The sequence below is a fragment of the Modestobacter sp. VKM Ac-2985 genome (genome assembly GCF_026967925.1).
Taxonomy (GTDB): domain Bacteria; phylum Actinomycetota; class Actinomycetes; order Mycobacteriales; family Geodermatophilaceae; genus Modestobacter.
Map to the genome: position 1 here is coordinate 37,934 of NZ_JAPVBI010000002.1, position 25,832 is coordinate 63,765.

Here is a 25,832-nt window from a genome sequence, read left to right on the forward strand (position 1 = left end):
GGTAAGCGCTTTCTACTCGGGACGGCTCCACGATGTCAACGAGTCGACTCGGACCGGCCGGTCACGAAAGCGCAACGACGCCTCGTGCGCGGCTCTGACCAGGTTCTTCGCCCTCGTCGCCGAGGTCGGCGACCGGCGGGACCGGGCGCACCCCCCGGCAAGGGCTTTCCCAGACACGCCGGTCTGGTTACGCTCGGCCCCCGTCGGCGACCGCGCCGGCGCCTGGCTCGATCAAGGGGGATCACGTGCCAGAACTGTCCGAGCTCCCCGGCCGGGTGGTGCTCGTCGGCGCCCACGGCCACGGTCGCTGGCACCTGCAGAACCTCCGCCGACTGGCCGCGGTCGGCGACGCCCAGCTGGTCGGGATCTGCGACCCGCGGCCGCTGGACGACGAGCTGCGCGCACTGGCCGGCGACGTCCCCGTCGCCGCGTCGCTGGCGGAGCTGCTCGCCGCGACCAGCCCCGACGTCACCGTCATCTGCACGCCGATCCACACGCACACCGACCTGGCGCTCACCGCGGCCCGATCCGGCAGCGCCGTGCTCCTGGAGAAGCCCCCCACCCCGACGTTGGCCGAGTTCGACCGGCTGGTCGAGGGGATCGAGGCCACCGGCGCGGCCTGCCAGATCGGCTTCCAGAGCCTGGGCTCGGCGGCCATCGGCCGGGTGCGCGACCTGGTGGAGGAGGGCGCGATCGGCACGGTGCGGGGCATCGGCGGCGCCTGCGCGTGGGTCCGGGACGCGTCCTACTACGGCCGGGCGAGCTGGGCCGGGCGACGCAGCGTCGACGGGGTGCCGGTCGTCGACGGCGCCCTGACCAACCCCTTCGCGCACGCCGTGGCGACCGCCCTGGCGCTGACCGGGGCCACGCACGCCGGCTCGCTGGAGTCGGTCGAGGTGGAGCTCTACCGGGCCAACCCGATCGAGGCCGACGACACCTCCTGCCTGCGCATCCGCACCGCTGACGGGCAGGTGGTGGTCGTCGCCGCCACGCTGGCCGCGGAGCACCCCCGCGACCCGGTGCTCGTCGTGCACGGCAGCGCCGGGCGGATCACGCTGTCCTACAAGACCGGCGAGGTGCGGCTGCAGAGCGACGGCGTCGACGAGACGACGACGCACACCGGCACCGACCTGCTCGAGGACCTGCTGGCCCACCTGCGCGACCGCACCCGGCCGCTGCTCGTCCCGCCCGCAGCGACGCGCTCCTTCATGGAGGTCGTGGAGGCGGTGCGCTGCGCCCCGGACCCGGCGGAGATCCCGGCCGGGCACCGGCGGGCCGAGGGCGAGGGCGCCACCGCCCACCAGGTCGTACCCGGCGTCGACGCGCTGGTCGACCGGGCCGCCGAGGAGCTGCGGCTGTTCTCCGAGCTCGGCGCCCCCTGGGCCCGTTCACCGGCGGTGCGGCAGCCGGCCGCCGTGGGGAGCTGACCGTGGCCCTCAAGACCCTGCACCAGGGCCATGTCCCGGACGAGCCGTCGCCGGCCGGCAGTGCGCTTGCCTCGCTCACCGTGGCCGGCACCGTCGTCGCCACCTGCTGGGACGGCGCCGGACTGCCCGGCGTGCTCGCCCCCCGGCCGTTCCTGCACCCGGTCACCACCCTGAGCGGCGTCCCGGTCACCGACGCCCAGCCCGACGACCACCGCTGGCACCTCGGCGTCTCGGTCACCCTGCAGGACGTCGGCGGGGCGAACGTCTGGGGCGGCCGCACCTACCTGCGGGACCAGGGCTACACCTGGCGGGCCGACCACGGACGCCAGGTGCACACCGGCTGGGCGGCACAGGCACCCGACGGCTTCCGGGAGACCCTCGACTGGCAGGGGCCGGACGGGCGCACGCTGCTCACCGAGGAACGCACCGTGCGGGCGGCCCGGGCCACCCTCCCCGGCGCCTGGAGCCTGGAGCTCACCACCACCCTGCGCAACGCCACCGACGCCCCGCTGGGGCTGGGCAGCCCCGCGACCAACGGGCGCAGCGGCGCCGGCTACGGCGGGCTGTTCTGGCGGTTCCCACCGGTCTCCGGCGCCCGCGTGTGGAGCCCGGACGCCGAGGGCGAGGAGGCCGTGCACGGCTCGAACGCGGCCTGGGTGGCCTTCGCCGCCACCGGCCCGGCGCCGTTCACCGTGGCCCTGGCCGGTGCCGACGAGGCCACCCGGGCCGATCCCTGGTTCGTCCGCGTCGACGACTACCCCGGGCTGGGCTCCCAGCTGGCCGCCGAGCACCCGGTGCGACTGGCCGCCGGGGAGGCGACGACCCGCAGCTTCCGGGCCCTGGTGGCCGACGGGACGCCGGGCACCGCGGCCATCGGGGATGCGCTCGCGACGACGCCGGGCCAGGGTGGGTCGCGATGACCACTGCTCGGGAGAGCCCGACCGGCCGTCGCACCGAGCAGGACGGGGCTGCCGGCCCCCTCGCCGTCCGCCGGAACGGCCCCGTGCTGCTCGCCGAGGTCGCCGCGCACGCCGGCGTCTCGCTGGCCACCGCCTCCCGGGTGCTCAGCGGCAGCCGCTCGGTCGGTGAACCGCACCGCGGCCGGGTCCTGGCCGCTGCCCAGGAGCTGCGGTACACGCCCAACGCGCAGGCCCAGGCGGTGGCCCGTGGCGCCAGCAACGTGGTCGGCCTGATCATCCACGACGTCCTGGACCCGTACTTCTCCAGCATCGCCGGCGGGGTGATGCGGCAGGTGGAGGAGCGCGAGCTCGTGGTCTTCCTGGCCAGCACGCACAGCGACGTCGACCGCGAGCTGGAGTTCGTGCAGACGATGCGCTCCCACCGGGTGCGGGCGCTGATCATCTGCGGCAGCCGCACCACCGACCGGGTGCACAACGAGCGCCTGGCCCACGAGCTGGAGGGTTACGCGGCGGCCGGCGGTCAGGCCGCGGTGATCAGCCAGGACCGGCTGGGCACGCACGCCGTGGTGCCGCAGAACCGCTCCGGTGCCCGCGCCCTGGCCCGGGAGCTGTGCCGGCTGGGCCACCGCCGCTTCGCGGTGCTCGCCGGCCCCCGCGGGCTGCTGACCTCCCGCGACCGCCTGATCGGCTTCCGGGAGGGGCTGACCGCCGAGGGCGTCGACGTCGCCGACCTCCAGGTGCTGCACGGGGAGTTCACCCGGGAGGGCGGGGAGAGCCTGGCCGCCGAGCTGATCGCCGCGGGACCGCTGCCGACCTGTGTCTTCGCGGTCAACGACGTGATGGCGCTCGGCGCACTGGCCGCCTTCCGGTCCGCCGGCGTGCGGGTGCCCGAGGACGTCTCGCTGGCCGGCTTCGACGACATCGCCCCGCTGCGCGACGTCGTCCCCTCGCTCACCTCGGTGCACCTCCCACTGGAGGAGATGGGCGCCCGCGCGGCCCAGCTGGCACTGGACACCGGACCCCAGACCACGAGCCAGGCCGTCAAGGTCCGCGCCGAGGTGGTGCTGCGGGACAGCACCCGCCGGCTCGCCTGAACCACCACCGGAGGACACCGTGCACCACCACCTGGACCGACCGTCGGCCGCCGATCGGGCGGTCAAGCGCGAACGCGTGCTCGACCTGCTGCGCCGGACCGGGCAGGAGCGGCTGGTGCTCACCTCGGTGGGCTCGCTGTCCTGGTACCTGGACGGCGCCCGGCCGGCCGTCAAGCTGTCCGCCGAGGACGGGGTGATCGCCGTCGTGGTCGACGCCTCCGGGGACACCGTGTTCGTGCCGAACAACGAGGCCGACCGGCTCGCCGCCGAGGAGCTGCCCAGCGACGTCCGGGTGCAGGTGACCGACTGGTGGGCCCCGCTGCTGGGACCCGACCTGGCCCCGGGCACCCCGGGCGTGCTGACCGAGGCCGACCCGGTCGCCGCTGAGGGGCTGCGGGCCGCCCGGGCCGGCCTGCTCCCGGTCGAGACCGAGCGGTACCGCCGGCTCGGCCGGGACGCCGCCGAGGCGCTGACCGCGACCGCTCTGTCGCTGGAGCCCCGGACGGCCGAGCGCGAGGCGGCGGCCCGACTCGGCGGTGAGCTGATCGCCCGCGGGGCCGAGCCGTTCGTCGTCCTGGTCGCCGGGGAGGCGCGGCTGCCCTTCCGGCACGCGCTGCCCACCGACGGGGTGCTCGGCCGGCGGGTGATGCTCGTCGTGTGTGCGCGGCGGCACGGCCTGATCGCGAACGCGACGCGCTGGGTGGCCCTCGCCCCGCCGACCGCGGCCGAGGCTGACGCCGACGCCCGGATCCGGGCGGTGGAGACGGCGTTCCTGGCCGCGTCCACCCCCGGGCGGTCGCTCGGCGAGGTCTTCGCCGCCGGTGCGAGCGCCTACGCCGACCAGGGCTTCCCGGCCGACGAGTGGACCCGGCACCACCAGGGCGGCCCGACCGGCTACTGGGGGCGTGACCCGGTCGCCACCCCGGACAGCGCGGTGCGGCTGGTGGCCGGGCAGGCCCTGGCCTGGAACCCGTCCGCCCCCGGGGTGAAGATCGAGGACACCCTGCTGCTGGGCGAGGGCGGCCTGGAGGTGCTCACCACCGACGGCCTGTGGCCGACCACCCGCGACGAGCTGGGGCTCCTGCGCCCCGACGTCCTGGTCCGCCCGTGACGGCCGCCCTCCCCGCCGGTTCGGCGGGGAGGGCGGCCCCGCTCAGCGGAGGCGGCCGGAGCCGGCCTTGACCCGCACCAGCGCGGGCACCGCGGGGGTCGGGTCGATCCGCTCCACGAAGGTGGGCGTCCAGCTCACCGTCGTCGGGATGTCGGGGTCGTTCGCGGCGTTGTGGGCCTCGACCAGGCTGGTCCGGCGCGGCCAGGAGCGGCCGCTGCTGACCAGCGTCCCCGACTCGTCCACGCCCGTGCCGTCGAGCGCGTCACCGCGCCAGTCCTCGATGAAGGACGCCGGGTCGACGCCCGGGGCCAGCTGGACGAAGTTGTTGTCGGCGACGATCTCCGCCTCCACGCCGACGCCCCAGCTGTACTGGTAGGTCTCCGGGTCCGAGACGACGTACCAGTTGTTGTAGACGTGCACGTCGCCGTAGCGCACCCGGGGCGCCCGCTGGCCGATGTCCTCCCACAGGTTGTGGTGGAAGGTGATCCGCAGCCGGCCGCGGTCGGCGACCCGGCTGTTGGAGGAGCCGACGAGGTTGGTCTTGTCGTGGTCGCGGAACTCGTTCCAGGAGACGGTGACCAGGTCGGTGGAGTTGGTGATGTCCAGCAGGCCGTCGTGCACCTCGAACTTCTGGCCGTACACGGTGGGCAGCGCCTCCGGGGGGTTCTGCCCGTCGTCGAAGGTGTTGTGGTCGACCCAGACGTGCGTGGACTCGGCGAGCCAGAGGTTGTCGTAGGCGGCGTTCCAGGCGCCGGCGTCGCCGTCGGTCGGGTCCCAGGCGGTGAAGCAGTCGTAGGCGTCGGACAGCCGGAGGTTGCGGATGATCACGTCGTCCGAGCCGCGCACGGTGAGCGCGGCGCCGACGATGCCGGCGTCCCGGCCGACGCCGACGATGGTGACGTTGGAGCCGACGTACTGGCGCACCTGGGCCTCCTGCACGTCCGCGGACGCCGCCCGGGCGTCCTCCAGCGGGCCGGTGGGCTCGGCCTCGGTGCCCCAGACCTCGGGCGCGTAGGCCGCGATGTAGTCGGCCATGTCGAAGCCCTCGACCTCGTAGGCCGCGCAGTCCACGGCGCCGTCGGCGGTGCGCAGCTGGGCGTCCAGGACGCCGTGGACGTGGACGACCCGCGGCGTGGTGTCCCCCCGCGCCGCGTCGCCACCGAGGGCTGCGCGGAACTCCTCCCAGGTGCGGACGTGGAACACGTTCTCCGGGGCGGCGGTGGAGCCGCCGGTGGTGCCCCCCTCGGCGGCGGCCCAGCCGTCCTGCGGGCCGAGCACCTGCCGGCCGACGTCCTTGCCGTGCGCGGCGGCAGCGGTGGGGGCGAGCGTGACGGCCAGTGCTCCGGCCGCGGTCACGATCAGCGTGCGACGCAGTGCGCGCATGTCACTCCAAGATCTCGAAGGCGGTGGGAAAGCGGTTTCCCACGTGAGGCGCGTCACGTTAACGGCGCTCTCGAAACGGTGTCAAGACGTCCGAGACGACTCGCCCGCTGTCCCGCCGGCCACCTCGGCGTGTCCGGCCGGGTCACATCCCGGAGACGAGGCCCCGCAGGTCCGCGGCCATCCGGGCGGCCTCCCGGGAGGCCCCGGTGATCGCCTCCTGGGCCTGCGCCGACGAGGCGTTCTGCTCCTCGACCGCGGCCGCGATCGTCGTCTGGGCGTCGACGACGCCCCGGATGACCTCTTGCACGCCGTTCAGCGCAGCCCCGGCTGCGGCGACGTCGCCGCGAACGGCGTCGACCACCCGCCGGATCCGCTCGGTGGCCTGCGCGGTCTCCGTGGCGAGGTCCTTGACCTCCCCGGCGACGACGGCGAAGCCCTTGCCCGACTCACCGGCGCGCGCCGACTCGATCGTGGCGTTGAGGGCCAGCAGGTTCGTCTGGTCGGCGATGCTGGAGATGCTGCCGGCGATCTGGTCGATCTCGGCCATGGTGCCGGCCAGGCGCTCGACCGTGGCGGCGCTGTCCCGGGACTGGAGGCTGGCCTGGTTGGCCGTCGACGTCGCCTGGCACGCGGCCGCGGCGATCTCCCCGATCGCCTCCCGCAGCCCGACCATGACCTCGGTCGCCACCCCGACGTTCGCGTCGAGCCGCTGCCCGGCGCCGAGCAGCCCCGCCAGCTGGTCCTGCTGGGCGGCCGCGCGGTCGGCGCGCTCCCGGAGCCGGTCCGCTGCCTCCTCCGCCACCCGGGCCCGTTCCTCGGCCAGTTCCTCCTGGGCCGCCACCTGGGCGGCCAGCTGCTCCTCGGCGAGCTGCTGCTGGGCCTGCCGGGCCCGCTCGGCCTGCTCGGCGAACTTCCAGCCGTAGGCCAGGAACGTCGCCTCGGCCAGCAGGAACACCGCGTGCAGCAGGGCGAAGAGCACCGGGTCGGCCTGGGCCTCGGCGGTGGAGAAGACCGACATGGGCATGGCCAGGCTCATCACCGCGTGGTGCACGGCGACGAAGACGACGGCGAGCAGGAACGGCACCCAGGCCTGGTACAGGGCGACCAGGGCCAGGACGACGTAGAACCAGATGTGCAGGTCGGTGAGGCCGCCGCCGACGTGCACGAGGACGTCGGCGCCGATCATCAGGCCGACGGCGATCGCGCTGGACCGGGCGACCTGGCCGCTCAGCACCTGACCCGACAGCAACAGCACGACCAGCACGGCCAGCTGACCCCACAGCAGCCACCCACCGACGCCCCGGACCAGCCCGAGTCCGGCCAGCACGGGGACGTGCGCGGCGAGCACCAGGGAGATCACCCGGTGGCGGGCCGCGAAGCTCGCCTCGTCCAACCGGACACCGCGCGGCAGGAACGGGACGCGCGCAGGGACTCCGGTCGACGTCGTCGTCATGCCCAGCTATCGGCACGGATGGTGCGCGATCAAGTCGGCCGCCGTGAGTTCTCCGGGGTGCAGCGGGGCACGGTCTGCCGATGACCTCCCGCGAGCAGACCGACCGTCGTCCCCATCGGCTGCGCGAGGTGCTCGCGACCCGCCGGGGGTACGTGCTCGCCTGGTGGGGCTTCACCGCGACCTTCGCGCTGCTGCGGCTGATCACCTGGCTGATCCGCGAGGACGTCGCGCTGCTGGGCGACGTCGCCGTCGGCGGCACGCACCTGCACCACCACCTCTGGGGCATCCTGCTGCTCGCCCTCGTCGGCGGGGTCGCGCTGGGCGACCGCTCCCCCCGGGTGCGGGCAGGGCTGGGCCTGTTCTTCGGCATCGGGCTGGCGCTGGTGGTCGACGAGGCGGCGCTGCTGATCCAGCTGGAGGACGTCTACTGGGACACCTTCGGCTGGGTCAGCGTGGGGCTCGCGCTGCTGGTCATCGGCGTCGCGGGGAGCGTCCTGGCGATGACGGAGGCGCCGCGCGAGCCGGGGCGCTGATCAGCCGGCCGACACCACGAACGGCACCTCCACGACCTCGTCGCCCGGCGACAGCGCCGTCATCGGCTGCAGCCGTCCGTCCTCGGCGATGCCGCTGAACGGCGTCACGACCAGCCGGTCGCCGTCGATCTCGGCGAGCAGGACGTGGGACTGCGCCGCCCAGGCGACGGTGCCGGCCCCGGCGAACTCCGTGGGCGGGTCGTCGCGCAGCTGCCCACCGGCGCCGGAGAGGAAGTAGTCGATGCCGTCGACCCGGGACAGCTGGAAGTTGTGCTCGTGTCCGGCGAAGGCGGCCCGGACACCGGCCCGGCGGAACCGCGGGACCAGCTCGCGCACCATCGAGTCGGTGTTCGGATGGTGCGGCCCCGCGCAGTAGGTGGGGTGGTGGGAGAACGGGAGCCGCCAGGTCGGCCCACCGTGGTCGTCGGCGGGCAGCGCCCGGTCCAACCAGGCCTGGTGTCGCGGGTTCTGGAAGAAGTGCTCGGTGGGCAGCGGATCGGCCAGCGAGGTGTCGATGCACACGAACTCCACGTCGGCGCCGTACCGGAACCGGTAGAACATGCCCGGGTCGATCGACGCCCGCTCACCGGCCGACTCGGGCGTGAAACGCAGGTCGGTGTGGAAGTTGTCGCGGACCTGCTCGCGGTCGTCGCTGGACTCGCTGTCGCTGGTGTCGTGGTTGCCGACCGTCGGGTACACCGGCACCCGGGCCAGCAGGTACCGGTAGGGCTGGTAGAAGCTGGAGAACCAGTCGGCGTCTGCGACGCCGGTGCCGGTGCTCACCCGGCCGCTCTCGCCCTGGTAGACGTTGTCGCCGGTGGAGAGCACCAGCCGGATCCCGCGGTCGTCGGCCAGCCGGTCGAGCACCGCGGCGACCCGCCGTTGCCGGCGGCCCTCCTCGGAGTCCACCACGACCCCGACGCCGTAGTCGCCCAGGACGGCGAAGGACAGCGGAGCCCGGACGTCGGGTGCCGGGTGCGTCCGGAAGGTCAGGTCGTAGCCCCGCCCGGCCGGCCGCAGGTCGAGCCCGCCGCGGGACACCGGACCCCAGTCCCACCGCTCGCCGTCGGCCCAGGGCCGGCCGTCGACGGTGATCCGGTAGCGGTAGCGGGTGTCCGGGCGCAGACCACCGACCCACGCGTGGTTCCGCTCCCCGGTGACCGCCCGGCCGACCGTCCCACCCTCGTCGTCGAGCACCTCCACGACCGCCTCGCCGTAGGACCGGGAGCGGGCTCCGATGCTGCCGGTCCGGCCCTCGTCCACCGCGTCCAGCTGCTCGTCGTCGACCAGCCGCCAGCGCGCGCCGCCGTCCGGGCGCCGGAACCAGAAGCCGCCCCAGGCGATCAGGGCCCGGTCGGGGCCGACGTCGACGAGGTGGACGTAGGGCTCGAAGCGCGTCTCGGTCATCGCCGTCCCCTACCCGGTGCCCTGCGGCTTCAGGCGACCAGGACGGCGTCCCGTTCGGCTGCGCCGGCGAGCTCTGCGTAGCGGCCACCCAGCGCCAGCAGCTCCTCGTGCGTGCCCTGCTCCACCACCCGGCCCTGCGCGAGCACCGCGATCAGGTCGGCGTCGCGCACCGTGGACAGCCGGTGGGCGATGGTGATCGTCGTCCGGCCGCGGCTGGCCTCGTCCAGGGCCGTCTGGACGGCGCGCTCGGTGGTGTTGTCCAGCGCGCTGGTCGCCTCGTCGAGCACCAGCACCCGGGGGTCGCGGAGCAGCGTGCGGGCGATCGCCAGCCGCTGCTTCTCCCCGCCGGAGAACCGGTGGCCACGGGCGCCGACGACGGTCTCGTAGCCGGCCGGCAGCGCGGCGATGACGTCGTGCACCTGCGCCCGGCGGGCGGCGTCGACCATCTCGGCGTCGGTGGCGTCGGGCTTGGCGTGCCGCAGGTTGTCGGCGATCGTGCCGTGCAGCAGGTAGGTCTCCTGCGCCACGACGCCGACCACCTGGGCCAGGTCGGCCAGGGCCACGTCCCGCACGTCGACGCCGTCGATCGTGACCCGCCCGGACGTGGGGTCGTTGAGCCGGGCGACCAGCGAGGCCAGCGTGCTCTTGCCCGACCCGGTCTCCCCCACCAGCGCCAGGGTCGCCCCGGCGGGCACGGTCAGGTCGACGCCGTCCAGCGCGTCGCGGGCGCCGTCGGGGTAGCGGAACCCGACGGCGGAGAACCGCACCTCGCCGCGCACCGTCCGCGGGTCGAGCGGCACCGGGTGGGCCGGGTCGTCGATGTCGACCGGCAGGTCCAGGTACTCGAAGACGCGGCTGAACAGCGCCATCGAGGCGGTCAGCGAGACGCCGATGTCCAGCAGTCCCATCAGCGGGCGGAACAGCGCCCCCTGCAGCGCGGTGAACGCGACCAGCGTGCCGATGGTCATCCCGCCCGACGTCGCCGGCAGCCCGGCGATCAGGTAGATCAGCGCCGGGATGCCGGCGAACACGATGCTCATCGTCGCCATCCGCCAGCGACCGGCCAGCTGCGAACGCACCTCCAGCCCGACCAGGACGTCGGAGGTGCCGGCGAACCGCCGGGACTGGGCCGGGCCCGCGCCGAGGGTCTTGCCCAGCAGCACCCCGCTGACGCTGAGCCCCTCCTCGACCTGGGAGTGCATGTCCGCCAGGGACCGTTGGCGCTCGGCGGTGATCTCCCGGCGCATCCGGGCCACCCGCCGGGTCAGCCAGACGGCCGGCGGCAGGACGACGAGGGACAGCAGTGACAACCGCCAGCTCAGCACGGCCATGGCGACGACGGTGCCGATCACCGTGGTGGCGTTGGCGGCGAAGGAGGTGGCGGTGGTGGTGACCACCGACTGCATGCCGCCGATGTCGTTGGTGAGCCGGGACTGGACCTCGCCGCCCTTGGTGCGGGTGAAGAAGCCGAGCGACTGGCGCTGCAGGTGGGTGAAGACCGACGTGCGGAGCCCGTGCATGACGTGCTGGCCGACGGTGGTGGACAGCCAGGTCTGCAGCACCCCGAGGACGGCGGTCACCGCCGCGACGGCGACCATGCCGGCGACCGCCCAGCCCAGCAGCGGCACGTCCTGCTCCGGGATCGCCTCGTCGATGACCAGCCGGATGAGGAACGGCGTGGCGAGCGCGATGGCGGAGCTGGTCACGATGAGCGCGACCACGACCGCGAGCTGTCGACGGTGGGGCCGGAAGAGCCGGGCCACGCGGCGCCAGCTCACGGGAGCGCGCTCCAGCTGCGCGCGGTCGGCCGGGTCGGGCCGGCCGCCGGAGCGCCCGCCGCCCCGGCCGGGGTTCATGGTGTCGTCGATGGCGAGCACCCCTCTCTGCTTTCCTGAGGTTACCTCACCGTGTGGCAACCTCAGGGGTGCCGCTACTGTTCCCGCCATGGGGAACGGCGGCACGGCGACGCTCGGCGACCTGCTCATGCGGGTCGCCCGCACGCTGCGCCGCCGGTTCATCGCCACGCTCGCCCCCTGGGACCTCTCGCCGCACCAGGCCCGGGCGCTCCGGGTGGTCTGCTCGCGCGACGGCGTCCGGCTCTCCGAGCTGGCCGAGGCCCTGCGCATCGCCCCGCGCTCGGCGACCGAGGTGGCCGACGGGCTGCAGGAGCGGGACCTGGTCGAGCGCACCGCCGACCCCGCGGACCGGCGGGCGGTGCGGCTGACCCCGACCGAGGCCGGCCGCCGGGTGCAGCGCGAGGTGGACGACGCCCGGGCTGCGGACTCCCACGAGCTGTTCGCCCGCCTGTCGGCCGCAGACCGCGCCGAGCTCGAACGGATACTGCGTCAGCTCACCGACTGAGCGACCGGCCGCCCTCGGTCGGAGGGTCAGTCCGCCGGTCGCAGCTCGAAGAACACGACCTCCGGCGGGGCGTTGATCCGCACCGGCACCACGCTGAACCCGAGGCCACAGGTCACGAAGAGCGCGTTGCCCTCGGCCCCGTGACCGGCCTCCGCCCACCCGTCGGCGACCACCGCCTCCTCCTCGGTGAGGCCGAGCCAGCTGCGGTGCGGAGTACCCGGGAGGGCGAACTGCCCGCAGTGGGTGTGCCCGGCCACGGTGAGCGGCGCGCTGCCCGGCGGCATCTCCGGGAAGGCCGTCGGGTTGTGCATCAGCACCACGCGCGGCGCCTCTGCCGGGAGCCCGCTCAGCGCCTGGTCGACGTCGACCAGGCCGGGTCGGGCGGGCCCGACGCCGACGACGTGGAGGGGGTCGTCCCCCGTGCCGGGCACCGGCACCGACTCGTTGAGCAGCACCGGGACCCCGGCGCCCTCCAGCGCGGCGGTCAGCTCCTCAGCGGCGTCGCTCTCGTAGTCGTGGTTGCCGAGGACGGCGTAGGTGGGGATGCCGGAGTCCAGCAGCGGGCTCAGCAGGTCCATCGCCGCCGCCACCTCCGGCTCGACGTCCGGGCCGGCGTGGTAGACGAAGTCCCCGCCCAGCAGGACGAGGTCGGGGTCCTCCTCCACCACCCGCTCGACGGCGCGCTCGACCATCCCCGTGTTGGCCCACCACATGCCGATCTGCATGTCGGCGAGCAGGGCGACCTCCAGCCCGGCCGACTCCGCGGGCAGCCGGGGGAGCTCGACCGCGTACCGGTCCTCGTCGAGGACCAACCGCGGCTCGATGAGGACGCCGTAGCCGAGGAGCAGGACGAGGGCCGCGAGCAGGGCCACCCCGCCACGGACGAACCAGCGCCGCATCACCGGCTCGCCATGCCCGCGCCCGTGGCGGGATGCCGGACGCCCTGCCCGGATCCGAGCCGGAAGGCCCAGGCGCAGGCCAGGACCCACACGGTGCCCAGCAGCAGCCCAGCGAGGACGTCGGTCGGGAAGTGGGCCGCGACGTAGATCCGCGTGATGCCGATCGCCGGTGCGAGCAGCACCGGCACGGCGAGCACGGCCCACCGCCAGCGGCTGACCCGGTAGCCGATCACCAGCGCGGCCAGGCCGCCGTAGAGGGCGACGGCCATCCCCGAGTGGCCCGACGGCCAGCTGGCGCCGGCCGGCAACCCCTCGGTCAGGTCGACGACGTCGGGCCGCACCCGGCCGACCGCCAGGCCGACGAGGAAGTAGATGACCACCTCGCCGAGGATCGTGACCAGGACGAAGGCGACGGGGCGCCAGCTGCCCACCCAGGCCAGTGACAGGACCGCCAGGGTGAGCCCGACCGCGATGACCGCCCGGGTGCCGGACAACATCCCCACCGCGTCGGCCACCGTGGTGAGCGTCTCGGTGCGCTGGTCGACGAACCAGACGGTGATGCTCTGGTCGAGCCGGCCGAGAGCGGTGTCCCGCAGCACGCGGGTGACCAGCAGCCCGAGCCCTACTAGCACGGCGTACAACGCCGCCGCCGCACCGACCAGCTGCAGGACCGTCGTCCGTCCGGCGGGGAGCACCGCCTGGTGGGTGGGGGCCGGACGGGGCATCTCCGCGGGGTCGACCTCCAGCGGGTCCAGCGGCTCGTCGGTGTACTCGTGCCGGTCGTGCTGCCAGCCGCGGAAGGCCGCCGTCATGATCGCCAGCCAGGCCGCTCCGAGTGCCCAGCCGGCCAGCACGTCGGACACGAAGTGCACGCCGAGGGCCAGCCGGGTGAAACCGATCGCGAACACCAAGAGCGCGAACAGCGCGATCAGCCATGGGCGCACCCGGCGGCTGACCACCGGCAGCAGCACCAGCAGCAGCACCCCCCAGGTCACCACGGCGGTCATCGCGTGACCGCTGGGGAAGCTCTGGTTGGCGGGGGTGTCGACCACCGGGTTCAGCACCACGGGGCGGGCCCGGTCGGCCACGTACTTGGTGAGCAGGATGAGGACGGGCAGGCCCATCCCGGTGACTGCGACGTAGGCGGCCATCCGCCGGTGCCGGCGGATGAGCAGGAAGAGCGTCGCGAGCACCGTCACCAGCACCGAGGCGCCGGTGCCCCCGAGGTCGGTCACGCCGCGCAGGATGCTCACCGTCACCGACGAGCCGCTGACCGCCTCGTTGAGGTCCGCCGCCACGTCCCCGTCGAGGGATGCCAGCGGCGACCAGCTCTGCTGCACCAGCAGCCACAGCGCCAGGAAGGGCACGGCGCCGACGAGCAGGGCCACCAGCCCCAGGACCGCACGGCCGCTGAACCGGCCGGCTGCCCGCGACTGTTCCTGGTCGGGCGGTGACTGGGTCGAGGTGGGGAGGGGCCGACTCATGGGACTCCCGCTACCCAGCTCGGCCCGGAACACCGGTCATCGTTGCGACACCGTGACCTGCGGCGCATGCCTACCCCCCGGGGCGCCGGGTACGGGCCGTCCGATCCCTGCTCGCCGAGAGAACGGACTGGCTCATGACCTCCCACCTTCCTCGCCACCGGCGGTGGCCGGGCGTCGCGCTCGCCGTCGCCGCACCGCTGCTCCTCGTCACCGGCTGCGGCGACACGGAGGACTCCCCGAGCCTGCAGGACGACGAAGGTGAGGTCGTCGACGACGAGGGTGCCGAGATCGTCGGCGGACCGGACTCCCCCGTGGTCAGCATCAACGAGGACGTCGAGCTCGTCGGCATCGAGCTCGCCTACCCGGTCGACGGTCTCTACGAGGTCGGCGAGGAGGTGCCCCTCTACGCCGCCCTGACGAACACCGGCACCGAGCCGGTCACCCTGGTGGACGTCACCGGCCCCGACTTCGAGGAAGCGGTCAGCACCGGCGGGAGCGCCGAGGACAGCGACGCCCTCGAGATCGTCGTCGCCCAGAACGACAACACCTACATCGGCGCCGAGGGCTCCCCCTCGATCGTCCTGGTCGGCCTGCAGACCGAACTGCGCTCGTCCCAGTCGATCCCGGTCACCTTCGTGTTCGAGGAGGCCGGCGAGATCACCGTCGAGGTGCCGGTGTCCGCGGACGACAGCGAGCCGTTCGAGGGGTTCAGCTTCCCCGACCCGGACGAGGACCCGACCGACGACACCGGGTTCCCCGACCCGGTCGAGGAGACCACCGACGAGTGACCGGCCGGATTGCGATCCGGTCACGTTCCACCGACTGATGCGCCGCACGGCCTTCCCCGGGCACCCCAGTGAGCGCACATCCGTCACCGACCTGGAGGACACCTACCGATGACCGACCCACGCACGAGCGGCGCCACCGTCGCCGCCGCGAAGAAGCGGCCCATCTGGCCATGGCTCCTGCTGGCCGCCCTGATCGCTGCGCTCGTCATCTGGTGGCTGATCGCCGAGTTCGCCGGTGACGACGACGACCTGGACGTCGGCGCCGACACGGGCGCCGTGGTCGAGGAGACGACCACCGAGACCGAGACGGAGGTGACCGGGACCGAGACCGAGACGCCGGCGGCAGCGTCCGAGATCGGGCTGGGTGCCGTGCTCATCGGCGACCTCGACGTCCTGTCCCCGGACGTCGACCTGAGCGCCAGCGTGGGGGAGCCCGTCCAGGCGAACACCGTCGAGGTGCAGGCGGTCGTCGCCGACGAGGCGTTCTTCGTCGGCCCGGAGGCCGGCCAGACGATCATGGTCCGGCTGGAGCCCTTCAGCGGCACGGAGGGCACGGAGTCCCCGTTCGAGGTCGCCGAGGGCGACACGGTGAGCTTCGGCGGGACCCTCGAGCAGATCGACGAGGAGTTCCTCTCCAGCCTGCAGCTCTACACGCCTGCTGACGAGCTGGAGACCGGCGACTACTACGTCCAGGCGTCGGAGATCACCCTCGTGGAGTGATCCCACGCTGGACCCACGACGGCGTCCCCGGCCCGCAGCTGCTGCGGTCCGGGGACGCCGTCGTCTGTCGGACGCCCTCTGACCATCGCACCGCTCCCACGGAAGGCCACCGTCGTGCCTGACGCCCTGAACTCCCCCGGCCGCCGCCGCCCTGGACGCCGCACACGTCGCCGGATGAGCGCACGCGACCACGGGGTGGCCGCCGCCGCGCTGGCCTCGGCCGGCCTGGTCGCCGCGGTCGTAGCCCGCCGGGCAGAGGCCCGCCGGCTGGCCCGCCGGACGACGGGGTCGTCACCGTCCGTCCGGACCGACGACGGGATCCGGCTGCACGTGGAGGTCGCCGAGGAGGTCCCCGCGCCGACGGTCGTCCTCGTGCACGGCATCGGCGCAGACGCCACGATGTTCGACCCGCAGTGGACGGCGCTGCGTGGCCGGGCACGCGTGGTCCGCTACGACCAGCGTGGGCACGGGGCCAGCGGCTGGGCGGGCGGGCGGGCCGCGACGGTGGCCCGACTGGGCCGCGACCTCGGCCAGGTGGTCGACCAGCTGGACGGCGACGGGCCGGTCGTGGTGGTCGGGCACTCGATGGGCGGCATGGCCGTGCTCGCGCTGGCCGCCCAGCGGCCGGAGCTGTTCGGCTCCCGGATCCGCGGTGCCGCGCTCCTGAGCACCCGAGCCGCGCCGCTCACCGGCGCAGAACGGGCCGACAACCGGGTCACCGCCCGGGCCTGGACCGGACTGTCCGCCGGCGCTGCGTGGTCGCTGTGGCTGGCGGCTCCGCTGGCCGGCACGCTCCGACCGTTCCGCACCCGGCCCGGGCGCCGGGTGCTGCGCCGGCAGCTCTTCGCCGGGGACCCGCCCGCGGGCGCGGCGCAGGCGACGTACCGGATGTGGGCGCAGACCCCGGTGGGTGTCCTGTCTGCCTACCTGCGGAGCCTGGCGACCTACGACCAGCGATCGCGGTCCTGCGCGCCGTGCCGGTCCTCGTCCTGGCCGGGACGCACGACCGCACCATCCCCGCCCACTCCGCGCGTCGGATGTCGGCGCAGATCGGCGAGCAGGCCGAGCTGGTCATGGTGGACGGCGCCGGGCACATGGTGAACACCACCCACCCCGACGCCGTGGACGCGGCCCTGGACGACCTGCTGGACCGGTCCCAGGCCGCAACCGGCGGCTGACCCCCGGCCGCCGGTCAGCCTTCGACGACGACCTCGATCACCGGGTAGCCGGTCGCACCGTCGGGCGCCACCGGCAGCTGCTCGTCGGTCTGCAGCTCCCCGAGCCCGTCGGTGGCCCGGGCGGCGATCACGTGCACGCCAGGCGTCGCGTCCCAGGGCAGGTACCACTGCCGCCAGCAGTCGACGTCGAGCCGCTCCGCCAGCTCGGCCTGCTGCCACGGCCCGTCGTCGATGCGCACCTCCACGCCCTCGATCCCCCGGGTGGGCGCCCAGGCGACCCCGGCGATCGGCTGCCGGCCGGCGGGCACGGTGCCCCCGAGCCGGGGGACGTCGATCCGCGACGCCGTCTTGATCGGTCCCTCCTTGGCCCAGCCGCGCGGGATCCAGTAGCCGTCGACGTCCCAGTCGGTCAGCTCGATGGCGGACAGCCACTTGGTGGCCGAGACGTAGCCGTACAGCCCCGGGACGACCAGCCGGGCGGGGAAGCCGTGCTCGGTCGGCAGCGGCTCGCCGTTCATCCCGACCGCCACCATCGCCTCCTCCACGTCCAGCGCGGTGAGCGTGGGGAAGCCGGCGGTGAACCCGTCGACCGAGCGGCCGAGCAGCTGGGTGGCGCCCGCCTGCACGCCGGCGCGCTCGAGCAGCGCGCGCAGCGGCACGCCCTGCCACCGGGCGTTGCCGACCAGGTCCCCACCGACCTCGTTGGAGACGCAGGTCAGCGTGATGTCCGCCTCGATCTGCGGCATCGCCATCAGCTCGTCGTAGGTGATGGTGAACGGCTCGTCCACCATGCCCCGGATCTCCAGCTGCCAGTCGGCCGGGTCGATGATGGGCACCCGGAGCGCGGTGTCGATCCGGTAGAACTCGTCGTTGGGGACGAACAGCGGCGTGAGACCAGGGACCTCCAGGTCGGCGCCCGGGGGTACCGGCCCGGCCGGCCGCACCGGCACCGGCAGCCGGATCGCCGCCCGCAGCTCGGTCAGCCGTTCCCGCCCACCCAGGAACCAGGCGCCCACACCGCCGGCCACCGCCACCGAGGCGGCGCCGGCGGCCAGCAGGAGGAAGCTGCGGCGGTCCGTCGTCGAGGAGCCGTCGGCCGGCGGCTCCTCGGCCGCCGCAGCCAGCAGGCGGTACAGGACGGCGACCCCGACCGCGGCGCCCAGCGCGCCGGTCAGCACGGTGGGCACGGGCGAGGCGTCCGGCGCGGCGAGGCCGGCAGCGACACCGAGCGCGGTGATCAGCACGAACGCCACCGCACCCAGCAGGAACCGGCGCCGCGCCAGCCGACCCGTCGCGGCGCCCAGCAGGGCGGCGACCAGCGCGATGCAGGCCAGCAGCACCGGCTTGTCGTTGGTGCCCAGCGCGGCGATCGCCGCGCGCTCCAACCAACCGGGCACGCTGTCGATGACGGTGTCCCCCACCGAGATCACCAGCGACGGCACGGCGCCGACGGCGCTGGCGACCAGTTCGACCACGGCGATGCCCGTGGCCGCGGCCAGCAGCCCGGACAGCGCCGCACGGTCGGCCGTCACCCGCTGCGCCGCGTGGTCGTCCCGCGATCGCTCGACCAGTCGTGGCTCGCCCATGCACCCAGCTTCGCCCGGCGCGGTCGGTGCCACACGCGGAGCCGGGGAACCGACGCCGGATCGTCACGCACAGGTGAACCGGATCGACGGACACGGCGGGAGGACTCGACCGATCGGCCTCCGTGCTCCACGATCAGCCGATGACAGAGTCGTCATCCGCCGTCCTGGCCGGCTGGGCCCCCGAGCCCTTCACCAACGCCGGCATCACCCACACCCTGTACACGCGCGGCTCCGGGCCGGGCGTGGTGCTGCTGCCCGAGGTACCGGGCCTGACGCCGGAGGTGCTGGGCCTCGCCGACCACCTGGTCGGCGCCGGCTTCACCGTCACCGTCGTGGAGCTGTTCGGTGACCCGGGCCGGCCGATGAGCCCCGGGTACGCGGCACGCAGCTTCGCCGGGGCCTGCATCAGCCGGGAGTTCCGCGCCTTCGCCAAGCGGGCCGACCGGCCGGTGGCCGAGTACGTCCGCGCCGTGGCCCGTCGGGTGCACGACCGGGTGGGCGGGCCGGGCGTCGGGGTCATCGGCATGTGCTTCAGCGGGGGCTTCGCGCTGGCCTCCGCCGCCGAGCCGGCCGTGCTCGCGCCCGTCGCCAGCCAACCGTCGACGCCGCTGCCCCTCACCCCGGGGCGCCGCCGCGACGTGGGCATGTCCGACCGGGAACGCGAGGCCGTCCAGCGACGGGTCACGAGCGAGGGCCTGTGCCTGATGGGCCTGCGGTTCAGCGAGGACGCCGCCTCCCCCAGCGACCGCTTCCGGGCCCTGCGCGCGGCGTTCGGCGACAGCTGGCTGCCGGTGTCGCTGAACAACCGGCCGGGCAACGACGCCGGCATCGGCCAGCGCGAGCACCAGGTGCTGACCAGCCGGGACGTCGAGACCCCTGGCCACCCGACCCACGAGGCACGCGAGCAGGTGGTGGCCTTCCTGCGGGACCGGCTGGCCACCCAGCCGGCTGACCGGGTCGGCGCCGGGACGAACTGACGACAGGCCCGGCCGGTCCTACTCCGGGAGGTGGAGGCAGAACGGGTGGCCGGCCGGGTCCAGCAGCACCCGCACGTCGGCCTGCGGCTGGAACTCCGCGACGGTCGCACCCAGGGAACAGGCGAACTGCACCGCGGCGTCCAGGTCGTCGACGGCGATGTCCAGGTGCGCCTGCATCCGCGGGTCCCCGGGGCCGGCCGGCCAGACCGGGGGCACGTGGTCGGCCTCCAGCTGGAACGACAGACCCGGACCGCCCGGGCGCAGCGTGGCCCACTCGGGGTCGTCGGCGGCGATCGGCCAGCCGAGCAGCGTCGCGTAGAAGCGCGCCAGCCCGCGCGGGTCCGGGGTGTCGAGCACGGTGGCGGTCAACGTCATCCGCGGTCGGTCGGGCACGGCAGCCTCCTCGGGGTCGATCGGTCCAGCTCACCAGGGCGGCGGCCCGCCATCACGAGCACGAGGCCCCCTCCCGTTCGGGAGGGGGCCTCGCACGGTGCGCTCGTCAGCGGGCGCAGATGCCCGCCGGGTCGCTCACCCGGCAGTTGTTGCCCCGGAAGGTGATCCCCGGGCCCGCCTCCTGCAGCAGCGTGTTCGGGATCGGCCGGGTCACCCAGATGTCGACCGGCTGGTTGTCCAGGATCCGGTTCGACGTGACCTCGATGTTCTCCACGAGCCCCGGCCCCTCGACGCCCGGCGGCAGGGTGCCCGGCGGCGGGGCGAAGCTGACCAGCGTCAGCCCACCGGCCGGGTAGTTGACCGGCTCCGCACCGGCCGGGACGACCGGACGGTTGCCCTTGATCAGGTTGCCGACGACCCGCACCGAGTCCGCGTTGGTGATCGACATCCCGACCCCGGAGACCAGCTGCTCGCCGCCGCGCCCGGCGATGCAGTACCGGTTGTTGGCGATCGAGGCGTTGCCCTTGATCGTGAAGTCACCGCCCTGGACCTGCCGGGTGTTGTCCGGGACCTCGGTGACCGCGTCGTCGAAGAAGAGCACGCCGACGCAGTTGCCGGTCACCTTGTTGGCGACGATGGAGCCGCCGCGCGACTCGCGGACGAAGATGCCGAGGTTGAAGCCCTCGACGTAGTTGGCGGTGACCCGGGCGTTCGCACCGTCGGAGTCGCCGATCCCGATCCCGGCGGTGCCGGAGAACCAGGGAGCGCCCCGGTCGACGCCCTTCTCGACGTTGCCGGCGATCGTGATGTCGGTGGACGCCGAGGCGAGCACGCCGTACCGCTCGTGGCCGATGCCGGAGGTGGCCTTGACGGTGAAGCCGTGGGCCTGCCAGCCGAGGATCCCGCTGGCCGGGTGGTTGCGGGTGCCCAGCTTGGCGACACTGACCGGGCTGTCCGGGTTGAGGAAGAAGATCCCGGAGACGTCGTCGGCGAGGGTGCCGGGGTCGCCCTCGGCGTCCGTGGCCTCGTGCGCCTCCCAGCAGGCGTTGGGCGCGACCTCCGGCAGCGGTGCGCCCTGGCCCCACTCCGGCCAGGTGATCAGCGTGGTGTTGGGGCCGGCCCCGACGATCGTGAGGCCCTTGCCCTCGACGCAGACGGCCTCCTGGTAGGTGCCGGCCGCGATCTTGATGGTGTCCCCGGAGGACGCCCGGTCGACCGCCGCCTGGATCGACTCGCCAGGCCGCACCACGAGGGTGCTGGGGCCGCCCGCGGCGGCGGTTCCCACGGGCAGGGCTCCGATGGTCAGTGCCGCCGCCAGGACGATCGTCCGGCCGCGGGTCTGCCAGCTGGTCCGGTCTGCCCTGGCTGTGCTGGTGCTTCTCATTCTCGCCCTCCTGGAAGGAACCGCACTGGTGAGCCGCGCCGGTGCGGCGCCCACTCCGACGTCCCGGTCCCGCATCGGTCCCGAGGCGAGGACAACCATCGATGACGCACCGCACCGCGCCCAGACGCCGCGGGTCGACAACTCCCACCCACCCGAGGTGGCACATCCCGACCGGCGGCGGAGTCGACCCCCGACCGAGGTCGTGTCCCGGACGCGTCCCGGGTCGTAGGCCTTGGTTGTGGCGCGCACCCCAGGTCTGCCGCCCGCCGAGGGATTTGCGGATCGACCCCGGGTCGCCGTCGACAGCGGGCAGGCGCTGGGAGCACAGTCCCGCCATGCCCCCAGCGCAGGCCGTCGGTGTGCGGCCACCCGTCGAGCCCCGCCCCGCTGACGAGGTGGTGGTGATCGCCGGCCTGACGAAGCGCTACGGGTCGCGCACCGTCGTCGACGACCTCTCCCTCACCGTGCGCCGCGGGGAGGTGTACGGCTTCCTCGGCCCCAACGGGGCGGGCAAGACGACCACCCTGCGCGCCCTCCTCGGACTGGTGCGCCCGACCAGCGGGACGGCGTTGGTGCTGGGCCGGCCGGCCGGGGCGGCGTCGTCCGGCGTCGGCGCGCTGATCGAGGGCCCCGGCTTCTACCCGTACCTCTCCGGCCGGGAGAACCTCCGGGTGCTGGCCCGCTACGCCGGGGCACCCGCCGGTCGGGTCGACACCGTGCTGAGGACGGTCGACCTGACCGACCGTGCCCGCGACCGCTACAGCACCTACTCCCTGGGCATGAAGCAGCGGCTGGGCGTCGCCTCGGCGCTGCTCAAGGACCCGGAGCTCGTCGTCCTGGACGAACCGACGAACGGGCTGGACCCCGCGGGCATCTCCGACATGCGGGCCCTGCTCCGCCGGCTCTCCGCCGACGGCCACACCGTGCTGCTGTCCAGCCACCTCCTCGGGGAGGTCGAGCAGGTGTGCGACCGGGTGGCGGTGATCTCCTCGGGCCGGCTGGTCGTCGAGAGCAGCGTCGGTGAGCTCCTCGGTCTCCATCGCCTGGTGATCGAGGCCGAGCCCCTGGACGAGGCCGCGGCGATCACCACCCGGCTGCTCGGCCCGGAACGGGTCTCCGTCGTCGGCGGGGCCGTGCACGCCCAGGCCGGGCCGGAGGACGCCGCCCGGATCAACCGGGCGCTGGTGCTGGCCGACGTCGAGGTGTCCGGGCTCCGCCAGGAGGCGCAGACCCTCGAGGCGGTGTTCCTGGAGATGACCGGGTCGGAACTGGTCGCCGCCGGCCCCGATCCGGACGGTCCTCCGGCGCAGCGGACCGGGCGGCTGTCCCGGAGAGGAGCGGAGCGGTGAGCACGACGACGGAGACCGAGGGCACCGGGAGCGGGACGCCGGAGCCTGCGGGGCCCGCCCGCGGGACGGCCGAGGCCGGGCGGCGCACGGAGCCGACGGGCCGGACGGCGGGGTCGCTCGGGGCCATGACCGGGGCCGAGCTGACCAAGCTGCTGCGGCGACCGGCGACCTGGGTGCTGGTCGGGCTCTGGCCCGCGCTGCAACTGGTGTTCAGCACGGTCATCCCCTTCGTCAGCTACCAGCGCGGCGCCACCTTCGAGGGACTCCCGCCGGAGGCCGTCCTGGCGAGCATGCTGCCCGACCAGCTGGTGCTGAACTCGCTCTCCGGGCTGCCGCTGTTCGGCGGGGCGCTCCTGCTGACCCTCGGTGCCCTGCTGGCCGGCAGCGAGTACGGCTGGGGCACCCTGAAGACGCTGCTCGGTCAGGGCCCCCGCCGACTCCAGGTGCTGGCGGCCCAGCTGCTGGCCCTGCTCGTCGTGCTGGCCGTGGCCGTCCTGGTGAGCTTCGGGCTGACCGCCCTGGCGAGCGGGGCGATCGCCGCCGGTGAGTCGGCCACCGCCGACTGGCCGACCGTCGGCCGGTTGCTGCGGGGACTCGGCGGCGGCCTGCTGATCGCGGCCACCTGGGGGTCGCTGGGACTGCTGCTCGGGCACGCGCTCCGCAGCACTGCCCTGCCGATCGCGCTGGGGCTGGTCTGGGTGCTGGCCGTGGAGAACCTGATCGTGAACGTCGCCGCGCCGCTGCTCGGGGCCTTCGACACCGCCCAGGCCGCGTTGCCCGGGGTCAACGCGGGTTCGCTGGTCGCCGCACTCGCCGGGGACGGCGCGACCCTCCGCACACCCGGGGTGGCGGCGATCGTCGACGGGGCCCAGGCCGCCGGGGTGCTGGCCGGGTTCCTCGTGCTGTTCACCGTGCTGACCGCACTGCTGCTGACCCGGCGGGACGTCGTCTGAGCACGGGACCTGCCCTCCTCCCGTGCGCGGGGGGAGGGCAGGTCCCGTGCTCAGGCGGCCGGGGCGTGGTCCCGGTTGACCAGGATGGCCAGCTGCGTCCGGGTCCGGACGTCGAGCCGGCGCATCACCGCCGTCAGGTGGCTCTTCACCGTCGCCGAGCTGAGGAACAACCGCCCGGCGATCTCCTCGTTGCTCAGCCCCTGCGCCACGAGCTCGGCCACCTCCCGCTGACGCTCGGTCAGCCGGTCGAGGGCCCGGGCCACCGCGGTGGGCCGCGGCACCTCCCCGGTCAGCTGCCGCACGAGCTGACTGGTCACGGCGGCGTCGAGGGCGGGCTCCTGGCGAGCGAGCGCGCGCACCGCCTCGACCAGCCGCTGCGCGGCTGCGCGGCGCGGCAGGAAGCCGCGGACCCCGCACTGCAGGACGTCCATCAGGCTGGTCCGGCTCCCGCCGTTCGCCTCGGCGAGCACGAGCACACCGATCCCGCGCTGGCACAGCTCGCGGAGCACCGGCAGCGCGGCGCTGCCCACCAGGCTCTGCCGGACGACGACGACCCGGCTCCCGGGGCCGTCAGCGGCCGCCAGCACCTCCGCCAGGTCAGCGGTCTCGGCGACGACCGCGATGTCGGGCTGCGCCTCGAAGACCGTGCGGAGCCCGAGGCGGAAGACCTCCTGGTCCTCGCAGAGCAGCACCCGCACCAGGGGCCGGGGCGGTCGATGCGCACAGGGCCGGAGGTCGGAGCGGGGCGGTGCGGGAGCCGGCCCGAGCGCCACGTCGTGCAGCAGGGCCCGGGCGCTCGGCGGCTCGGCCGGGCGGAGGCGTGCATCGGCGTGCCCCGGATCGGCCCCTGGTTCGGCGAGGTTCATGCGGACTCCCCCTGTTGCTGCCGCAACGAGCGCCCCCTGACCTCCCCGACGAGTCGGCGGGAGCTGCGGTGACAGAACGGTAACGGACAATTGAGTGCTCGTGTCGATTTCTGTCCACGGAACTCACAGCCCGCGCTCAGGCCTGTAGGTCGCCGGCCGTGCGGTGGAAGTGGATCGCCAGCTGGGTGCGGTCGCGCAGCCCCAGCCGACGCAGCGCCACGGTGATGTGCCCCTTGACGGTCGCCCGGCTGACCTCGAGCCGCTCGGCGATCTCCGCGTTCGTCAGGCCCTCGGCGACCAGCCGGGACACGGCCATCTGCCGCCCGGTCAGCGCCCCGACGGACGACGCCCGCGAACCGTCGGCGTGCCGCGGGGCGTCGTCGAGCCGGTGCAGCAGCTCACCGGTGGCGGCCGCGTCCAGCACGACCTCGCCCTGGGCGACCGCACGCACCCCGTCGACGAGGCGCTGCGGGCTGACCGTGGTGTGCACGTAGCCGCACGCACCGGCCTGCAACGCGTCGACCAGGTCGCCGCCCGACCCGGGCTCACCCAGCAGGATCACCCGCACCCCCAGGCCGCTCAACGACCGCACGAGCTCGGCCACGACCGGCCCCCACGCACCCAGCCCGACCACGGTGACGTCGGGCCGGAGCCGGGCGGCGAGGGCCAGCGCATCGACCGCCGAGCCGGCGTCGGCCACCACGCGCAGGTCCGTCGCCCGGAGCAGCACCGCGCGCAGCCCCTGCCGCAGCACCTCGTGGTCGTCGCAGATCAGCACCCGGAAGGGGACGCCATCGCTCCCGGACAGCACCTCCTGTGCCGTGCCTGCGAACGAGTCGCCGGTCATCCCTGTCAACTCCGCTCGTGACGGGCGGGAGTGGTCGCCTGGACACCACCGGTCTCGGAAGTTAGGGGATGACGCACGGTGAGCGCCACCGCCTTGGGCGCGTCCGGGCCGAATGCCCCGCCGGTTCATACCCGGGTCGTGGTCCCTGCGCTCCGGGGCGCGCTCCGTGCCTGCTCCGGGCGGCGGGGGTGACCGACGGCGGGTGGGCCACCCCGCGCGTCCGGCGGGCACCGGCGCCCTCCCTCCGGACGAGGTGCCCCCCCTCCCCCACCCCGGGACGCGCCTCCGGAACCGCCCGTCCGGCCGATGCCCGAGCACCCGCCGCCGCCCTAGCGTTCGTCTCGTTCGTCCGGTCCCGACGCCGTAGGAGCAACCGTGCACGAGACGATGATCATCGCGAAGATGGACCCGGCCGACGCCGACGACGTGGCCGCCGTCTTCGGGCGCTACGACGCGACGTCGATGCCGCACGAGATCGGGGTGCGACACCGGTCGCTCTTCCAGTTCCACGGTCTCTACGTGCACCTGATCGGCTTCGACCGCCCCCCGGCGGACTCGATGCAGGTCGCCCAGTCGCTGCCGGCCTTCCGCGCCGTGAGCGAGGACCTGAAGCCCTACATCGAGGCGTACAGCCCCACCTGGCGCTCACCGCAGGACGCGATGGCCCGCCGCTTCTACCACTGGACGTCCTCGCCCGAGTGAGGCGAGCGGCAGCACAC

General features: G+C 74.4%; 24 protein-coding genes and 1 pseudogene. 14 read left to right on the top strand and 11 right to left on the bottom strand.

Features of this window, described 5'->3' with window-relative positions:
- Nucleotides 1-245: 245 nt before the first annotated feature.
- Genes O2V61_RS09365 through O2V61_RS09380 form a run of 4 tightly spaced genes read left to right on the top strand, consistent with a single transcriptional unit; the run spans nucleotide 246 to nucleotide 4,552 of the window.
- Nucleotides 246-1,427, top strand: a complete 1,182-nt coding sequence (locus tag O2V61_RS09365) for a Gfo/Idh/MocA family protein (protein ID WP_269183043.1) — start codon at nucleotides 246-248, stop codon at nucleotides 1,425-1,427.
- A 2-nt stretch (nucleotides 1,428-1,429) separates the two neighbouring features.
- Complete coding sequence (locus O2V61_RS09370) at nucleotides 1,430-2,347, top strand: PmoA family protein (RefSeq protein WP_269183044.1); 918 nt, start codon at nucleotides 1,430-1,432, stop codon at nucleotides 2,345-2,347.
- Nucleotides 2,344-3,441, top strand: coding sequence for a LacI family DNA-binding transcriptional regulator (locus O2V61_RS09375; RefSeq protein ID WP_269183045.1), 1,098 nt, complete (start codon nucleotides 2,344-2,346; stop codon nucleotides 3,439-3,441). Before O2V61_RS09370 ends, O2V61_RS09375 begins: the two co-directional genes overlap by 4 nt.
- 19 nt (nucleotides 3,442-3,460) lie before the next feature.
- Nucleotides 3,461-4,552: a M24 family metallopeptidase gene (locus tag O2V61_RS09380; RefSeq protein WP_269183046.1), complete on the top strand. Its 1,092-nt coding sequence runs from the start codon at nucleotides 3,461-3,463 to the stop codon at nucleotides 4,550-4,552.
- 42 nt (nucleotides 4,553-4,594) lie between these two features.
- Here the strand turns inward: O2V61_RS09380 and O2V61_RS09385 are convergent, their stop codons facing one another.
- Complete coding sequence (locus tag O2V61_RS09385; protein ID WP_269183047.1) at nucleotides 4,595-5,935, bottom strand: pectate lyase family protein; 1,341 nt, start codon at nucleotides 5,933-5,935, stop codon at nucleotides 4,595-4,597.
- A 142-nt stretch (nucleotides 5,936-6,077) separates the two neighbouring features.
- Nucleotides 6,078-7,328 carry a methyl-accepting chemotaxis protein gene (locus O2V61_RS09390; RefSeq protein ID WP_269183048.1) on the bottom strand — a complete coding sequence of 417 codons (1,251 nt, stop codon included), beginning with the start codon at nucleotides 7,326-7,328 and terminating at the stop codon, nucleotides 6,078-6,080.
- Between the two features lie 140 nt (nucleotides 7,329-7,468).
- Between O2V61_RS09390 and O2V61_RS09395 the strand changes: the two genes are divergently transcribed.
- Nucleotides 7,469-7,921: a hypothetical protein gene (locus tag O2V61_RS09395; RefSeq protein ID WP_269183049.1), complete on the top strand. Its 453-nt coding sequence runs from the start codon at nucleotides 7,469-7,471 to the stop codon at nucleotides 7,919-7,921.
- On the opposite strand, the gene O2V61_RS09400 is transcribed toward O2V61_RS09395, so the two are convergent.
- Together O2V61_RS09400 and O2V61_RS09405 are read right to left on the bottom strand one after the other, a co-directional pair.
- Nucleotides 7,922-9,328 (bottom strand): metallophosphoesterase, encoded by a 1,407-nt coding sequence (locus O2V61_RS09400; protein WP_269183050.1) that lies wholly within the window; start codon nucleotides 9,326-9,328, stop codon nucleotides 7,922-7,924.
- A gap of 29 nt (nucleotides 9,329-9,357) precedes the next feature.
- Entirely contained in the window at nucleotides 9,358-11,205 is a 1,848-nt protein-coding gene (locus O2V61_RS09405) for an ABC transporter ATP-binding protein (protein ID WP_269183051.1), read from the bottom strand.
- 67 nt (nucleotides 11,206-11,272) lie between these two features.
- On the opposite strand from O2V61_RS09405, the gene O2V61_RS09410 reads away from it, so the two are divergent.
- The gene (locus O2V61_RS09410) at nucleotides 11,273-11,689 is read left to right on the top strand and encodes a MarR family winged helix-turn-helix transcriptional regulator (protein WP_269183052.1); all 417 of its coding nucleotides are present in this window, start codon (nucleotides 11,273-11,275) and stop codon (nucleotides 11,687-11,689) included.
- Between the two features lie 26 nt (nucleotides 11,690-11,715).
- On the opposite strand, the gene O2V61_RS09415 is transcribed toward O2V61_RS09410, so the two are convergent.
- A complete protein-coding gene (locus tag O2V61_RS09415; RefSeq protein WP_269183053.1) occupies nucleotides 11,716-12,588 on the bottom strand; it encodes a metallophosphoesterase in 873 nt (290 codons plus the stop codon).
- Nucleotides 12,588-14,072, bottom strand: a complete 1,485-nt coding sequence (locus O2V61_RS09420) for a phosphatase PAP2 family protein (RefSeq protein WP_269183054.1) — start codon at nucleotides 14,070-14,072, stop codon at nucleotides 12,588-12,590. The genes O2V61_RS09415 and O2V61_RS09420 overlap by 1 nt, the downstream gene beginning before the upstream one ends.
- A 134-nt stretch (nucleotides 14,073-14,206) precedes the next feature.
- On the opposite strand from O2V61_RS09420, the gene O2V61_RS09425 reads away from it, so the two are divergent.
- From O2V61_RS09425 to O2V61_RS09440, 4 genes and pseudogenes are all read left to right on the top strand, one after another.
- Nucleotides 14,207-14,860 (top strand): hypothetical protein, encoded by a 654-nt coding sequence (locus O2V61_RS09425; protein WP_269183055.1) that lies wholly within the window; start codon nucleotides 14,207-14,209, stop codon nucleotides 14,858-14,860.
- Between the two features lie 108 nt (nucleotides 14,861-14,968).
- Nucleotides 14,969-15,580, top strand: a complete 612-nt coding sequence (locus tag O2V61_RS09430; protein ID WP_269183056.1) for a hypothetical protein — start codon at nucleotides 14,969-14,971, stop codon at nucleotides 15,578-15,580.
- Nucleotides 15,581-15,754: 174 nt separating this feature from the next.
- Nucleotides 15,755-16,510 (top strand): annotated as a pseudogene (locus O2V61_RS09435) (alpha/beta fold hydrolase); the annotation flags it as partial.
- Nucleotides 16,511-16,554: 44 nt separating this feature from the next.
- Entirely contained in the window at nucleotides 16,555-16,758 is a 204-nt protein-coding gene (locus tag O2V61_RS09440) for an alpha/beta fold hydrolase (protein WP_269183057.1), read from the top strand.
- A gap of 14 nt (nucleotides 16,759-16,772) precedes the next feature.
- On the opposite strand, the gene O2V61_RS09445 is transcribed toward O2V61_RS09440, so the two are convergent.
- Complete coding sequence (locus O2V61_RS09445) at nucleotides 16,773-18,344, bottom strand: molybdopterin-dependent oxidoreductase (protein ID WP_269183058.1); 1,572 nt, start codon at nucleotides 18,342-18,344, stop codon at nucleotides 16,773-16,775.
- Between the two features lie 140 nt (nucleotides 18,345-18,484).
- Here O2V61_RS09445 and O2V61_RS09450 point away from each other — a divergent pair, with 140 nt between their 5' ends.
- The gene (locus O2V61_RS09450) at nucleotides 18,485-19,321 is read left to right on the top strand and encodes a dienelactone hydrolase family protein (protein ID WP_269183059.1); all 837 of its coding nucleotides are present in this window, start codon (nucleotides 18,485-18,487) and stop codon (nucleotides 19,319-19,321) included.
- Between the two features lie 18 nt (nucleotides 19,322-19,339).
- Here the strand turns inward: O2V61_RS09450 and O2V61_RS09455 are convergent, their stop codons facing one another.
- Nucleotides 19,340-19,714 carry a VOC family protein gene (locus O2V61_RS09455; protein ID WP_269183060.1) on the bottom strand — a complete coding sequence of 125 codons (375 nt, stop codon included), beginning with the start codon at nucleotides 19,712-19,714 and terminating at the stop codon, nucleotides 19,340-19,342.
- Nucleotides 19,715-19,820: 106 nt separating this feature from the next.
- The gene (locus O2V61_RS09460; RefSeq protein WP_269183061.1) at nucleotides 19,821-21,098 is read right to left on the bottom strand and encodes a right-handed parallel beta-helix repeat-containing protein; all 1,278 of its coding nucleotides are present in this window, start codon (nucleotides 21,096-21,098) and stop codon (nucleotides 19,821-19,823) included.
- A 335-nt stretch (nucleotides 21,099-21,433) separates the two neighbouring features.
- On the opposite strand from O2V61_RS09460, the gene O2V61_RS09465 reads away from it, so the two are divergent.
- Nucleotides 21,434-22,447: an ABC transporter ATP-binding protein gene (locus O2V61_RS09465; RefSeq protein ID WP_269183062.1), complete on the top strand. Its 1,014-nt coding sequence runs from the start codon at nucleotides 21,434-21,436 to the stop codon at nucleotides 22,445-22,447.
- On the top strand, nucleotides 22,444-23,400 hold the full coding sequence (locus tag O2V61_RS09470) for an ABC transporter permease subunit (protein ID WP_269183063.1): 957 nt from the start codon (nucleotides 22,444-22,446) through the stop codon (nucleotides 23,398-23,400). The genes O2V61_RS09465 and O2V61_RS09470 overlap by 4 nt, the downstream gene beginning before the upstream one ends.
- 50 nt (nucleotides 23,401-23,450) lie before the next feature.
- Here O2V61_RS09470 and O2V61_RS09475 read toward each other — a convergent pair whose 3' ends face one another.
- On the bottom strand, nucleotides 23,451-24,266 hold the full coding sequence (locus O2V61_RS09475) for a response regulator transcription factor (RefSeq protein WP_269183064.1): 816 nt from the start codon (nucleotides 24,264-24,266) through the stop codon (nucleotides 23,451-23,453).
- Between the two features lie 136 nt (nucleotides 24,267-24,402).
- On the bottom strand, nucleotides 24,403-25,113 hold the full coding sequence (locus tag O2V61_RS09480; RefSeq protein WP_269183065.1) for a LuxR C-terminal-related transcriptional regulator: 711 nt from the start codon (nucleotides 25,111-25,113) through the stop codon (nucleotides 24,403-24,405).
- Nucleotides 25,114-25,488: 375 nt separating this feature from the next.
- Between O2V61_RS09480 and O2V61_RS09485 the strand changes: the two genes are divergently transcribed.
- Nucleotides 25,489-25,815 carry a TcmI family type II polyketide cyclase gene (locus O2V61_RS09485; protein WP_269183066.1) on the top strand — a complete coding sequence of 109 codons (327 nt, stop codon included), beginning with the start codon at nucleotides 25,489-25,491 and terminating at the stop codon, nucleotides 25,813-25,815.
- The last annotated feature ends 17 nt before the right edge of the window (nucleotides 25,816-25,832 follow it).